Raw genomic sequence first — 14191 nt, forward strand, 5'->3', positions numbered from 1 at the left:
GCGCTATGCCTGCACGTCTGCGGGCATTTTCATTCCTTCCGGAAGCTGGTAGTGATTGTGCAGCTGATATTGATTACGGCCACTTCGCTTGGCAATGTATAAGGCTTTATCGGCGTACTTACACAAGGATGAAAAGTCATGATCAATTGCCGAGCTGGCAACGCCCACACTACAAGTAAGGTACATAGAACTTAAGGATTCTGGGTGGGCGATATGCAGGTCCTCTAGGTGTTGCACAATTTGTTGCGCTAAATTGCTGGCCTGCTCCTCGCTCATACAACCTGCCAATACAAACTCTTCGCCTCCCATGCGCCCTACAACGAGTTGATGGGGTTTCGCCAAGGTATTCAATAATTCACCAAAGCGGCGTAAGGCTTGGTCTCCCATCGCATGGCCCATACTGTCGTTAAGCAACTTAAAATAGTCTAAATCGCAATACAAAACCGAAAAGGCACGCTGGCCACTTTGAGCTAACAAGGCTTCAGCTTTTTCATCAAAGGCGTGACGACGCAAGCACAAACTTAGCTGATCCACCTCGGCAATATGCTTTAGCTGCCTACGTTGGTTTATTAATTGGTTGAATACACCAACTCGGTGACTAAACAAAATCAGCGCGACAATCGAGCTCATGCCCAAACCAAAGGCAAAATGCACTACCGTGTTAGTGTCTTGTTCCATCTGCACAACTAAGGTAGACCATCCAGCGGCGGCCACTAACAAAGCCAGTAACAACAGGGTGCGTTCTATCATAAAGCCACCGGTTGCAACAACGACTAACATCAAGGTACTACTTTGAATAATGTCCTCAGTGAGTGCCATATGGGTTAAGGAGTTGGCCAGCATTAATGCCACTACAACCAAATGCATCGCAGTAGTAGCTGGGTTAATAATCTTGGGTAAATAGCGAGTACTAACATAAATAAGCAAGCTAGAGGCCAACGCCATACTCGCCAAAACCCAACGCTGAGTCGGCTCATCTATAACCAGAAGGTGAGAAATCCCCAAAATTAAATACACTGCACTAACCACATAAGCCAAGCGTAAGCTTTGTGGTAATGCCAGCTCTTGCTGCTGTTGATATTTGTCTTTGCTATAAGGCTGCAACAAATCTGACTTTTTGAGTTTCTCTAACAATCTCTTGACTCCGATAGCTCAATTTTCCCTTGCTTCAAACTGTAGCAACAATTGAACTTTAAATTTGGTAAAACCTTACCACTGGTAAATTGATTCCGGAGCTTAACTGAAACACCGACTAGGCTGAACACAATCTAGTCAATAAATGAGAAAAAATATCAAATTTGGTTATAAACCCTCATTTTTTCGCTGCAGCGTCGCTTAAAAGCGACACCTTTTAAACGATAATCCTGCTACCTGAGTGGGTTGAGCAAGTTTTCGCCATACCTTTAAAAAGCCTAAGCCATGACTAAATAAACCAATGCCCATGCCTAACATTGGCCAAAAAAACCACCACGGTCCTCCGGTTAGCCAATCAATCAAAAACAACATGCAGCTAATCGAAATATAACTCCCCGCATGGATTTTAAAGGCCAACAGTTTTTTCCATTGCGCGCGTCGCTGTTGCTGCTGTTGTTGCCACAACTTGAGCGCAGCTTCGGTTTGTTTGGCATCCAATCCAGATTGCTCAGCAATATCAAACAATTCAGACTCACTAACAAAGTTTTGCTGGTCTTGTTGCTGACGTAAGGCCAAAGCAATAATTTGTTCTAACTGTTGCGGCGAATAACTATTGTTCATGTTGGTGTCCTAGCCCATGTAACTTTAAGTAAACATAACGCGCCAACTTGTGCCTATCGATGTTTTGCGACCGAGTGTTTAAATCACCGATAGAAGGTTATATTCAAAGATAAGCGACACTAAAAATAGCGACTGCCTACAGTCACCAAGCAGGACAAACCAAGACAAAAAAACGACAAAAACAAGTTAAACAAAGCATTAAACTGCAATTTTGTATAAAATAGGATTTATTAACTCAAATCAAAGCAAAGGGAAGCCTCATTCACTATGCTGGTTTGATAAGTTTATTTTTTGGTCACTTTAGGTGATTAATCACAACGAAACTAACTAAACCGGAGAGTTTAGAAAAACCTAGAGGTATATATGAGTTCTACCACTACCAGTGAGCCAGCCCCAAATAAGGGCGGTATCGCACGCTTCTTAGACACTATTGAGCGTGTAGGTAATAAATTGCCTGATCCAGCAATGCTATTCCTTGGATTGATGTTTTTTGTATGGCTGCTTTCCGCCGGCCTATCTTATCTAAGTTTCAGCGAAATTGATCCTCGCAGTAGCGAAACCATCGTCATTAACAACCTGCTTAGCGCCGAGTGGCTTACCACTTGGATGACCAACATGGTTAAAATCTTCACCGGTTTTGCGCCATTGGGCGTAGTGCTCGTAGCAGTATTAGGTGTAGGTGTTGCAGAGCGCTCCGGCTACATTAACGCAGCCTTAAAAGCGATGTTAAAAGTAACGCCAGCCAAAATGATTACTCCCGCAGTAGTATTGATTGGCGTTATTTCTAGCGTGGCTACCGATGCAGGTTACGTGGTAGTAATTCCGTTAGCTGGGGTAATTTTCCACGCTATGGGTCGCCACCCTATTGCAGGTATCACCGCTGCCTTTGCCGGCGTATCTGGCGGTTTTTGTGCTAACTTTATCCCCTCTGGTTTAGATCCTTTACTACAAAGCTTTACCCAAAGCTCGGCGCAACTGTCTGATCCAGACATGATGGTTAACCCGCTAAATAACTGGTTCTTTGCTTCTGCTTCTTGTTTACCTATTGTGGCTACCATTTGGTACATCACCGATAAAATCGTAGAGCCTCGCCTACAAAAAAATAGCCCGATAGCCGACGACTTAGACGTAGCTTCTGACATGCATTCTACCAGCAAGCAAGAAACCTTCGCGTTTCGTGTAGCAAGCTTAGTAATGTTAGCCTTAATCGGCTTATTGGTTGCAGCCGCATGGGGAGAAGGTTCTAGCTTACGTGACGCAGACGGCTCGCTCACCAGCTTTAGCGCACCTATGATGCAAATCATCGTGCCACTTATCTTCATCTTCTTTGTGATTCCAGGTGTGGTATTTGGCTACTTAAACGGTAGCTTCAAAAATTCTGATGACGTAGTGGCAGCCATGTCTAAAACCATGGAAACCATGGGCCACTACATTGTTATGGCCTTCTTCTGCTCTATGTTTGTATGGGCCTTTGGCCAATCTAACATTGGCGTGCTTATGGCGGTAAAAGGCGCTAACTTCTTGCAAGCCATTGGTATGGGCGCGCCCGCAACCATTGTAGGCATGATTGTGTTGGTGGTGTTAATTAACTTAGCAGTGGGCTCTTCATCAGCTAAATGGGCATTAATTTCGCCAGTTCTAGTGCCAATGCTAATGCAAATGAACATCTCACCAGACTTGGTGCAGGCCGCTTACCGCGTGGGTGATTCTAGCTCTAACATCATCACTCCATTAATGCCTTACTTCCCATTGGTTGTAGTGTACTGTCAGAAATACGTAAAAGGCACCGGCATCGGTACTTTAGTAGCTACCATGCTGCCATACTCTATTGCTCTGGCCATTTTCTGGACGATATTCCTACTGGCTTATTGGGCACTAGGTTTACCACTGGGTCTTGGCGCAAGCTACGTATACCCAGCTCCTCTGTAGCAGTAAGTAATTCACTATTTGAAACTAAAAACGCGCACATAGGCGCGTTTTTTTATGCTGCTTTAACCTTACCCCGCTAACCACATTGGCAAGGCTAAGGAGACTTGGGGAATAAATGTAGTGAGCACTAAGGCGACCAAAATAGCGATGTAAAACGGCCATATCGATTTTACTGCTGATTCCATCGGTACCTTACCCACCGCGCAGCCCACAAATAAACATGCGCCTACTGGTGGCGTGCATAAACCTAGCCCTAAGTTCATCATTAAAATCATGCCAAACTGCAAAGGGTCGATGCCTAATGATTGCGCCACAGGCAAAAATATTGGCGTACAAATCAATATCAACGCTGCCATGTCCATCACCATACCTAACAGCAATAACATCAGGTTAATCAGCAAAATGATCACTATCGGGTTATCGGAAATACCACTAAGAAAATCAATCATTTTGCTCGGCACTTGGAAGTAAGTAAGCATGTAAGCAAAGGCTGCCGCACAGGCGATTAACACCATCACCATCGAGGTGGTTTTCACCGAGTTAACCACCGCCGTTTTAAATTTGTCCCAGGTAAGTTGACGATAAACCACTACTGTAACCACCAGCGCGTAAATAGTGCCAAACGCACCAGATTCAGTCACAGTGAATACGCCCGACAATACCCCGCCCACAATAATTACAGCGGTAAGCAAACCCGGTAAGGCCACGACAAAGTGAGTAAATAGCACCACAAAACCGGGGAATTTTTCCGCTGAATAGCCGCGCTTTACCGCAACGATGTAAGCGGTAATTGCTAAACATACACACATTAATACGCCAGGCACCACGCCGGCTAGAAACAGCTGGGAAATAGAAATACCACCGCCGGCTGCTACTGCATACAAAATCATATTGTGGCTAGGCGGGATCATAATGCCGGCAATCGAAGATGTTACCGTCACATTCACTGCATAGTCTTCGTCGTAGCCTTTCTTCTTCATTACTGGAATGAGGATCGAGCCTAATGCAGAAATATCGGCCACCGCCGAACCCGAAATGCCGCCAAATAACATTGAAGACATAACATTCACTACACCTAAGCCGCCGCGCACCGCTCCAACCGCCGAAGACGCAAAACGCACTAAGCGCATGGCGATACCGCCGTGAAACATCAATTCGCCAGCAAAAATAAAAAACGGGATAGCCATTAAGGAAAACACGCTAATGCCAGCGGTAATCCGCTGAAACGCAATTAGCAGCGGTAATCCTTCGTAAGCAAAAGCAGAGACCGCAGCAATGCCTAAAGCAAACGCCACCGGCGTGCCAATAATCACCCCAATTACAAACACAGCCATCAAAATAACTAAACCCATAACCTAATCCTTTAGTACCACTAGCGCATAAGGGCCGCTTTTACCCGATGAAATAAATGAATGAGATGACCAATTGAATAGAGCAACACCAAGCCGCCACATAGCATAATGGGAATTGCTCTAATCCCTTCAGGCACACCCAGCAAGGGGATGTCAGAACCCCACTTAAACAGCATTAGTTGATAACTGTTTACCATCATTACGCAGCCAAATATGGCCAAAGAGAGTTGCGAAATTAGCTGGAATAGCTGCTGTAACCAAAAGGGGCTGCGGTCGTAAAAAAAAGACACGCCCAAGTGAGTGTTTTTATGAATACCTACCGAGGCTCCTAAAAATGCAATCAACACCACCAGCAACAGCGATAGTTGCTCTACCCAAGTGGGTGTGGAGTTAAGCACATATCGGCCAAACACCAACCAGCCAAAAGTTAGTGTAAGCACCACTAAAGCAATCCCTGCCACTAACAAGCTAAGCTGGCTTAAGTAATCAAGAAACCGATCGTAGCGCGAGCGCTTAAGCGCATCAGCTTGCTCAAACATAAGCACCTCTAAATAACAAAAAAGCACCACCCTCAATCAAGTCATTGATTAAAGGTGGCGACGAGAACTCGATTACTTGGTGTTTTTAATCAACATAACCAAAGGTTTAAGCTCTGGGTTCTCACCCAAATACTTGTCATACACTGGTTGCATCGCTAATTGGAAAGGTTCTTTTTCGCTAATTTCGTTTAGCTTAACGCCGGCTTTAACTACCTTGTCTCGGCTAAATGCTTCGCGTTGCGCCCACAAATCTCGCTGCACTTGAGCAGACTCTTGCGCTGCTTCTATTAACATTTGCTGCTGCGCCTCTGGCAGACGTCGGAATGCACTGGCATTTACACATAAGCACTGGGGAATAATTAGATGTTGTGACAACGAGTAGTAACCAGCCACTTCAAAATGTCCCATCGATTCATATTCAGGCCACCCATTTTCGGCACCATCAACAACACCGGTTTTAAGCGACTGATACACTTCTGCATAGGCAATCGGAGAAGGGTTACCACCTAGCGCTGATACCATGCCAGAATACAAATCATTGTTCATCACCCGCACTTTCATGCCGGTAATATCTGCAGGTTGAGTAATCGGTTTTTTGGAGTTATAAAACGAGCGCGCTCCTGCGTCGTACCAAGCTAAGCTAATTAAGCCTTTTTTCTCCATAGCGGCATTAATTTGATCGCCTACTGCGCCATCCATCGCTTTGTGCATATGGGCGACATCGTCAAATACAAAAGGTAGCGACAATACATTAGCTTCTTTCACTATCGGACCAATAGGGCCAAGACTAAAGTTGCCAATTTCTAAGCCGCCAATGCGCACTTGTTCAATAGCGTCGGGTTGATTGCCTAATACGCCAGCATGGTACATTTTAATACTAAAATCGCCGTTGGATTTCTGCTCGACCAACTCAGCAAATTTATCCATGCCCACGGTGTTTGGGTAACCCGCCTTGTGAATATTCCAGCCTTTCCACTCTGTAGCCTGTGCGCTAACACTTAAGCCTAGTGCCAAACTTAGTAAACTAGCCGAAAGTAACGCTTTGTTACGCTGTTTCATGTCCCGTCTCCAAATCATCCATAATTCACGCGCGCACAATCCAAACCTTGGAACAGCTGAGCGAGCCGCATAGATTGGCAACGCCAATCACTAGGGTCTGTTGATCTTTGCTGATGGTTTTTGCAGCAATTTATTAGCCATTTAGGCAAGGCAGTGAGTGTGCAGTTAAGTGGGCTTAATAATCACTCGCTAACGCTGAATAAATGGCTAAGAAATGCTGCCCGAAGGGTTCGGATAAGCGAACTTTACTCTTTGTTAAGCACTTCTTACTTAGCCCACTAGGCTTCAAAGTGCTCGCCGCGATTAAAGCCCGCTTATCACGAACAAAATTTCAACACCAAAGATCAACAGACCCTGGTAATACAATATTGCTAATGATTAGATTTTAGACAAGCCGGATGACAAATATTTATAAAGTAAATGCGAACAACACATCAAATAAACGAAAGGAGTAGAGGAGTAATAGCTAAACTAAGAGCCATGCCACAGATTGGTATTACTTTATGATGTAAAGAAGTTTAATCGGCTAGTTATCGGGGTACACCACCACCCCTAAGCTTTCTATTAAGGCCTCCATTTGCCAGCTAAAAATCTTTACCCCAGACAAATCTATCTGGCGTATATCAATACCGGCAATATCAGCATTACGTAAATCAGCTTGAAACAACTGTAAACCTTGGTAGGTACTTGGCGAAAATATGCTAGCGCTAAGATTGGCGCCCTCAAGGTTTACTCGGTTTAGCACCGCTTCACTCAAGTTACAGCCATGTAAATCACACTTAGCTAAGTTAACCCCTTCAAAATCGCTCAAACTAAAGTAGCTATGGCTAAGATTGGCAGCACTAAATACTACTTTTCTGCTAACAGCCTTTGAGAAGTCGGCAAACTCAAAGCGGCAGCCTTGCGCATGACAATGCTCAATCACCACATCAAATAACTCTGCTCGGCTAAAGTTAGCAGTAGAGATATCGCAGGCTTTAAACTCGGCTTGGCAAAGGTCTGCACCACTAAAGTCACAAGCGCGCTGGCGTTTTCGGTCGTATAAGCTGCAGTTAATAAATCGGCTTGCAGTTAAAACCGCCCCACTAAAATTACAATTAAACAGCTGGCAACGTTCAAAACTCAGCTCGGTTAAATTAGCTTCACTAAAATCGCAATCCACAAAAATACACTGGCTAAAGCTAAGGTTAGTTTGCTCAAGCATACTCCAGTCTAATTCACAGAATTGACGATGCTCAACTAAGCCCTCGTTATCACTTGGCTCGAACAGATATTCGACAGGCTGTTTGGCTGCCAACAGGGTGGTAGGTTCTGTCATAGCGATGCTTCCTTATGCTGCAGGCTTAGCTTTGCGTGAGGTCTTTTTGGCTGAACTTCCCGCACGCTTGGTATAGCTTCGGCTCCCGCTTTTATTGTTGGTTCGCTTTTTTCGATAAGCTTTATTGCCTGCAGGTTTAGCCAAACCCGCAAAAGCCTGTGCGTTAACACTGGCACTCTGCTCAACTAATTGGCTCAGCTGGCCTTGCATGCCTTGCATAAAACCTTGGTAACTTTGGGCTTTTTGACTAATGGCATTAAGCTGGGTTTCCCACTGGGCGGTCATGTCTGGCCAAGTGCACAACGCAGGGAGCGCATTGATTAATGCCTTGCCGCTATCACTGGCGTGAATTTGTTTGGCTTGACGCAGTAAAAAGCCACGCTTAAATAACAGTTCAAGAATGCCTGCTCGCGTAGCTTCGGTGCCTAAGCCATCGGTATCTTTTAACACCGCTTTTAAGCTGGGATCTTGCACGTATTTAGCAATGCCGGTCATAGCGGCTAGCAAGGTGGCATCGGTAAAGGCTTTTGGAGGCTGGGTTTGTTTATCTAGTACTTTAGCATCCACACACTGCAGCACTTGCCCTTGCTTTAGCGGCGGCAGAGTAGCCATGTCTTCTGCCGACTTTTTCTGCGGAAACAATGCCTTCCAACCTAGCTCTTTAATCTGGTTAGCGGTGGCTTTAAAGTGCCCATCGGCAATAACAATATTGGCCTCGGTATGGGCGTACTGATAATGCGGATAAAATTGCAGTAGATATTGGCGGGCAATCAGCTCATACACATTGCGTTCGGCCTCACCTAATTTCGCCACTGCATAACGTTTTTCGGTAGGAATAATCGCATGGTGGGCATCAACTTTAGCATCATTCCAAGCCTTGCTGCGTTTAGTTAAATCGGCGTCTACACAGGCCTTTTCTAAGTGCTGACTATTAGCCTGAATAGCAGCTACCACCTTAGGCGCTTCTGCATGATGCTGTTTGGGTAAATAACGGCTGTCGGAGCGAGGGTAAGTAATTAAGTTATGTCGTTCGTACAAACCCTGACATATATCCAAAACCTGCTTGGCGCTATAAGCAAAACGTTTGGCTGCATCAATTTGCAAACTGGATAAATTGTAAGGCAGCGGTGGCGCTTGTTGTTTATCTTGCTGCTTAAGTGATTGCACCAAGCCCGCTTGCTGATTCACCCGTTTAACCACATGCTCTGCCAGAGGCCGACTAAGCACCCGCCCTTCTTCATCTTGATAAGGTTCGCAAGCTTCACTAGGTTGCCATAGCGCGGTAAAAGCTTCTGCTTGCTCGGTGTGCAGATGAGCTTCTACTTGGTAATAGGGGCGACTAACAAATTCGGCGATCTCTTGGTCACGCCGTACCACTAAACCCAAAATAGGGGTTTGTACTCGCCCAACCGACAGAACTCCTGAGTAACCTTGCTGCTGGCCTTTTAGGGTATAGGCGCGAGTTAGGTTAATGCCATATAACCAATCGGCGCGAGAGCGCGCCAATGCAGAGGTAGAAAGTGCTGAGAACTCTTGATTGGACTTTAGCTGTTTTAAGGCGCGACTTACTGCCGCTGGGTTTAAATCACTAATCAACAAGCGCTGGCATTGCTGTTTAAGTGCCACTTTGGCTTTGCTGTGTTCAATCACTAAATCCACCAGTAATTGGCCTTCACGGTCAGGGTCACCGGCATGCACAATACTGCTGGCTTGTTTCACTAAGCTTTTAATCGCTTTAAGCTGCGAAGCGGTTTTAGATTTGGCTTTCCACTGCCATTTGTCGGGGAAAATAGGTAAGTGTTCTAAGCGCCATTGCTTAAATTTGGCGTCGTAATGTTCTGGTTCGGCTTGCTCCAACAAGTGACCAATGCACCAAGTAACGCAATCGCCATTGGCCAGCTGAATATAGCCATTATGCTTTTGTTGAGGTTTAGGCAATACCGCGGCGATGGCGCGGGCAAGGCTGGGTTTTTCGGCAATATATAAACGCAATGGACTACAACAACTGTGATTTTATACAGTTATTGTAGTCACTTTTAACACTTAGCCAAGCATTTGTTGGCTAAGTTTGAGGGTAGCAGCCACATTTTTAGCAGAGACAAATAGGTTTTGCTCGGCTTCGCTTAATGCTTGAGAAAGATCGCAAGGCCCAGGCACTACCGAAAATACCGCATCAATGCCGTGTTCATGCACCACTTCATAACCAGGCAACATCGCCCCCGCTAAAGCAATCACCGGCACTTCAAACTGCATGGCTATTTGCGCTGCACCATAAGGTGTTTTACCGGCAATGGTTTGGCTATCAATTCGCCCTTCACCGGTTATCAATAAATCCGCCCCTTCTAAACTAGCCGCTAGATCGACGGCTTCGGTAACAATTTGCACGCCGGGGCGCAGTTCCGCTTGCATAAATGCCAGTAAGGCCGCGCCCATCCCACCGGCAGCGCCACTGCCAGCAACATGCATAATATCAATGCCAAATTGGCTAAATACTACCGAAGAAAAGCGGCCTAAAGCTGCATCAAGCTGGCGAATCATCTCGGGGCTTGCGCCCTTTTGTGGGCCAAACACCGCACTAGCACCGTGTTCGCCACACAGTGGATTGTCTACATCACAGGCTACTTCAATGTCTACATCGGCTAAGCGAGGATCTAAGCCCGAGATATCAATGCTTTCTAAATCAATTAACTCGGCACCACCACGCTTTAAGGGCTTGTTGAATTTGTCATAGAACTGCGCGCCTAAGGCTTGCAACATACCAACACCAGCATCGTTAGTTGCACTGCCACCCAAACCAATAATTAGCTTACTTGCCCCAGCATCTAAGGCGGCGCTAATCAGCTCGCCAGTTCCATAGCTAGAGGTTTTACGCGGATCTCGCAAGGCCGGTTCAACAAGGTGCAAACCTGAGGCTGCGGCCATTTCAATTACCGCGGTTTGCTTGTCACCTAATACACCAAAAAAAGCTTCAACTTGATTACCACGTGGCCCGGCGGCCAACACTGGCATGATTTGCCCATTGGTGGCATCGACCATGGCTTGCACAGTACCTTCGCCACCATCGGCCAAGGGCACCTTGCAATATTCGGCATCGGGAAATACTTGCTGGAAGCCTTGTTCTATCATCTCGGCCGCTTCCATGGCGCTTAGACTTTCTTTAAATGAATCGGGCGCAATTACTATTTTCATCGGCTTTCCTTTTCAATCTATAGGCTGGCTGCAAGTTACTGCTGGGGCAGACAATCTTGGGTATAACTGCGGATCTGCTCACTCAGTTGTTTCATTAACTTACCTGCTAATTGCCAGTGATGCCAGTACAACGGCACCCTAACTTGTAGGCTAGGTGTAAGGTTAATTAAACTTCCATCATCCAGATGTTTAGCCACTTGCAAGCTTGAGTTAAGGCTATAGGCACCACTGGCTAAAGCCAGTTCCATAAAGGCTTCAGAAGAGCGTACTGTATGGCAAGGGTACTGCCCTGGGCTTAAAGAAAAATGCTCTAACAAAAATTGAATATGCATATCATCGTGCTGGTCAAACGACATGCCTGGCGCATGGCTTAAACTGTCTCTATTCACTCCCTTTGGAAAAAACCGCTGCACAAAATCAGGTGTAGCCACACACAAATATTCCATGTAGCCCAGGAAGTGACTATCACTACCAGCAACAGGTGTTGCATGACTAGTGACACAGGCCAGCACCTCACCACTGCGCATACGTTGCCAAGTGCGCGATTCATCCTCAACGTATAAATTCATCTCTACTCGTTGCTGTTGCAAGGTAGGTGTAAGTGCCGGAATTAGCCAGCTGGCAAGGCTGTCGGCATTAATCGCTAAGGGCAAGGCCTGCACCCGAGTTTCATCTACATTAAGCTGGTTAACTAGCTCGGTTTCTAGCTGCACCACGCGCTGATAATGCCCTAGCAGTTGCTGGCCTAGCTCTGTAGGCATAAGCGGCTGAGAGCGAATTAACAACGGTTGGCCCACTTGACTCTCTAGCGCTTTAATCCGCTGAGAAATAGCCGACTGAGTAAGATGCAAACGTTGAGCGGCACGCTCAAAACTCTGCTCACTTAACACCGAGTCCAAGGCTTTTAACAACTTATAATCAATATCACTCAGCTTCATTAGTAAAACTTATCTAGCATTAAAATTATTAGATATATTAAAGCAGATCTTATGGTTATAGTCCTGCCATTGTTTTTAACGAGCTTAACTAATGATTGCGACTTACTTCACCGGCCTTAGCTTAATGGCAACTCTGATCATGCCCATCGGCATGCAAAATGCGTTTGTATTAAACCAAGGCATTCGTCGTCGCCATCACTTGTTAGTGGCGAGCTTTTGCTCTTTGGCCGATGTGTTTTTCATGTGTTTAGGGGTGTGGGGCGGCGCCAAACTGTTTAGCGCCTACCCTTGGTTGTTGTACTCCATTAGCATACTAGGCGCTGGCTTTATGATGATGTATGGCTTTCAGTGTTTACAACGCGCTTGGCGAGGTGAAAGCAGCTTGGAGCAAGGTGAAGCTAAACATGAAGTAAAAGCGATTATTCTGGCCTGCTGCGCCTTCACCTTTTTAAACCCCCATGTCTACATCGATACAATTGTCATCTTAGGTGGATTTGCCGCTAACATTAGCGTGGAACAGCGACCGATGTTTGTCGCCGGCGGAGTGAGCGCTTCATTTTTGTGGTTCTTTGGTTTAGCACTATTAGGAGCTAAATTAGCCCCTTGGTTAGCCAAGCCGCGCGCCCAGCAAGTTATCGACAGCTTAATTGGTTTAATGATGTTTGGTTTAGCCATTTACTTGCTCAAGTTTGTATTTGGCTAAATTTGATAGTTCTCCCGCTTGCCAATGTCGTAGTGCATTGGCTGGCGACATTTCTGGTAAGCAATATAAATAGCCAACGCTGCAATGCTCAATAACAACAAACCACGCAAGCTTAACCAAGGGCTAAAACGCAGTAGGTAGTCAACAATTAACAAGGCACCTAACCAACGTAGCCAGCCCAATTGAAAACAAAAGCTCTCTTTAAATGCCAAGGCACCTACCACCAAGTAGAAACAAGCCAGCGCGGCATGAGAAAGCACTGGCCAGTGCCACAGGTAAAATGCCATTGCTAACCATAGCCCCAGCCACGCAGACCCTTGCACCAAATAACGAATAGCTTTGCTATATAAGTGTAAATTAAAGGCTTGTAATGCAATGGCTGCAGCCAATAACCACAAGGGCTGCCACATAACACCAAGCAGCAAGGCTTTATAGGCCGCAGCAGCAAAACTAAAACACAGTAATAACCAACCAATACGATAGAGGCTCACGCTAATTTTATCGATAGTATCTAGCTGTTCTTGATGCCCTACATCGGCCATGGCGTCACTCCTTTACTGCTATTAACGAGTTAGTGTTATTAGGGTCTATTGATCTTTGCTGATGGCTTTTGCAGCAATTTATTAGCCATTTAGGCAAGGCAGTGAGTGTGCAGTTAAGTGGGCTTAATAATCACTCGCTAACGCTGAATAAATGGCCAAGAAATGCTGCCCAAAGGGTCCGGATAAGCGGGCTTTACTCTTTGTTAAGCACTTCTTGCTTAGCCCACTAGGCCTTGAAGTGCTCGCCGCGATTAAAGCCCGCTTATCTCGAACAAAATTTCAACACCAAAGATCAACAGACCCTAGTATCAATGCCTACTTAAGTCTCTGGCTAAAATTAGCGCCAAGCCAATAATTTGCAGAAACAAGGCTAAGTTACGCAGGCTAGAGATCCAGCCCATTTGCTCGGTGTAATCATCCATCAAATCGAGGTTTTGCAAATACCAATTATCAATTCGATTACGTTGTTGATCTTGGGCTTTAGCGATTTGCTCATCTAGCTGCGGAAGGTTCTCTAGATCAAGAGGAGGCAACGACGCCATATCTAACCAATATTTTAAATCGTTTTGCAGCAAAGCTTGAACTTGGGACGGAATGGTTTGCTGATTGTGAGCAGCACTGGTGAGTAAGCTTAAAATAAGCTCTCGTTTGCGTTCTAAGGCATCTATTTGCAACCAAGTTTGTCGAATTAAGTTATCGTTGGCGGCTTGCTGTTGTACCAATTTGTGAGCGTCTTGGCTGACTCGGTCGATATAAAAGTTGGTCATTAGCGCAGCCACCACATTGAATAGCAAACCAATAGAGACCAACACTTGCGTACGTGTGATTGACCAAGCCATAACCATTTCCCTTCGCCACCAAGAAGCT

Annotated in this window: 13 protein-coding genes; 2 read left to right on the plus strand and 11 right to left on the minus strand. The window is 45.7% G+C overall.

Annotated elements, in window-relative coordinates; genetic code table 11:
* Positions 1 to 3 precede the first annotated feature (3 nt).
* Both OV592_RS19530 and OV592_RS19535 read right to left on the minus strand, forming a co-directional pair.
* Positions 4 to 1134, minus strand: a complete 1131-nt coding sequence (locus OV592_RS19530) for a diguanylate cyclase domain-containing protein (protein ID WP_406609714.1) — start codon at positions 1132 to 1134, stop codon at positions 4 to 6.
* Positions 1135 to 1335: 201 nt separating this feature from the next.
* Positions 1336 to 1755: a 2TM domain-containing protein gene (locus tag OV592_RS19535; RefSeq protein WP_406609715.1), complete on the minus strand. Its 420-nt coding sequence runs from the start codon at positions 1753 to 1755 to the stop codon at positions 1336 to 1338.
* 363 nt (positions 1756 to 2118) lie between these two features.
* On the opposite strand from OV592_RS19535, the gene OV592_RS19540 reads away from it, so the two are divergent.
* A complete protein-coding gene (locus OV592_RS19540) occupies positions 2119 to 3684 on the plus strand; it encodes an AbgT family transporter (RefSeq protein ID WP_016402344.1) in 1566 nt (521 codons plus the stop codon).
* A gap of 68 nt (positions 3685 to 3752) precedes the next feature.
* Here the strand turns inward: OV592_RS19540 and OV592_RS19545 are convergent, their stop codons facing one another.
* From OV592_RS19545 to OV592_RS19575, 7 genes are all read right to left on the minus strand, one after another.
* On the minus strand, positions 3753 to 5036 hold the full coding sequence (locus OV592_RS19545; RefSeq protein WP_016402345.1) for a TRAP transporter large permease: 1284 nt from the start codon (positions 5034 to 5036) through the stop codon (positions 3753 to 3755).
* A 20-nt stretch (positions 5037 to 5056) separates the two neighbouring features.
* Positions 5057 to 5575: a TRAP transporter small permease gene (locus OV592_RS19550; RefSeq protein ID WP_016402346.1), complete on the minus strand. Its 519-nt coding sequence runs from the start codon at positions 5573 to 5575 to the stop codon at positions 5057 to 5059.
* A gap of 72 nt (positions 5576 to 5647) precedes the next feature.
* Positions 5648 to 6634: a TRAP transporter substrate-binding protein gene (locus OV592_RS19555; protein ID WP_221075067.1), complete on the minus strand. Its 987-nt coding sequence runs from the start codon at positions 6632 to 6634 to the stop codon at positions 5648 to 5650.
* Between the two features lie 526 nt (positions 6635 to 7160).
* Positions 7161 to 7952: a pentapeptide repeat-containing protein gene (locus OV592_RS19560; protein ID WP_406609716.1), complete on the minus strand. Its 792-nt coding sequence runs from the start codon at positions 7950 to 7952 to the stop codon at positions 7161 to 7163.
* Between the two features lie 12 nt (positions 7953 to 7964).
* The gene (locus OV592_RS19565) at positions 7965 to 9944 is read right to left on the minus strand and encodes a DNA topoisomerase III (protein ID WP_406609717.1); all 1980 of its coding nucleotides are present in this window, start codon (positions 9942 to 9944) and stop codon (positions 7965 to 7967) included.
* Between the two features lie 51 nt (positions 9945 to 9995).
* Positions 9996 to 11141, minus strand: a complete 1146-nt coding sequence (locus OV592_RS19570; RefSeq protein ID WP_152783218.1) for a glycerate kinase — start codon at positions 11139 to 11141, stop codon at positions 9996 to 9998.
* 35 nt (positions 11142 to 11176) lie between these two features.
* Complete coding sequence (locus OV592_RS19575; RefSeq protein ID WP_406609718.1) at positions 11177 to 12079, minus strand: LysR family transcriptional regulator ArgP; 903 nt, start codon at positions 12077 to 12079, stop codon at positions 11177 to 11179.
* Between the two features lie 91 nt (positions 12080 to 12170).
* Between OV592_RS19575 and OV592_RS19580 the strand changes: the two genes are divergently transcribed.
* Positions 12171 to 12782 carry a LysE/ArgO family amino acid transporter gene (locus tag OV592_RS19580; RefSeq protein ID WP_406609719.1) on the plus strand — a complete coding sequence of 204 codons (612 nt, stop codon included), beginning with the start codon at positions 12171 to 12173 and terminating at the stop codon, positions 12780 to 12782.
* Here the strand turns inward: OV592_RS19580 and OV592_RS19585 are convergent.
* Both OV592_RS19585 and OV592_RS19590 read right to left on the minus strand, forming a co-directional pair.
* Positions 12779 to 13324, minus strand: coding sequence for a hypothetical protein (locus OV592_RS19585; protein WP_406609720.1), 546 nt, complete (start codon positions 13322 to 13324; stop codon positions 12779 to 12781). The genes OV592_RS19580 and OV592_RS19585 overlap by 4 nt on opposite strands.
* 308 nt (positions 13325 to 13632) lie before the next feature.
* A complete protein-coding gene (locus OV592_RS19590; protein WP_406609721.1) occupies positions 13633 to 14163 on the minus strand; it encodes a hypothetical protein in 531 nt (176 codons plus the stop codon).
* Positions 14164 to 14191: the final 28 nt, after the last annotated feature.

It is taken from the genome of Agarivorans sp. JK6 (assembly GCF_045277145.1).
Lineage (GTDB): Bacteria > Pseudomonadota > Gammaproteobacteria > Enterobacterales > Celerinatantimonadaceae > Agarivorans > Agarivorans albus.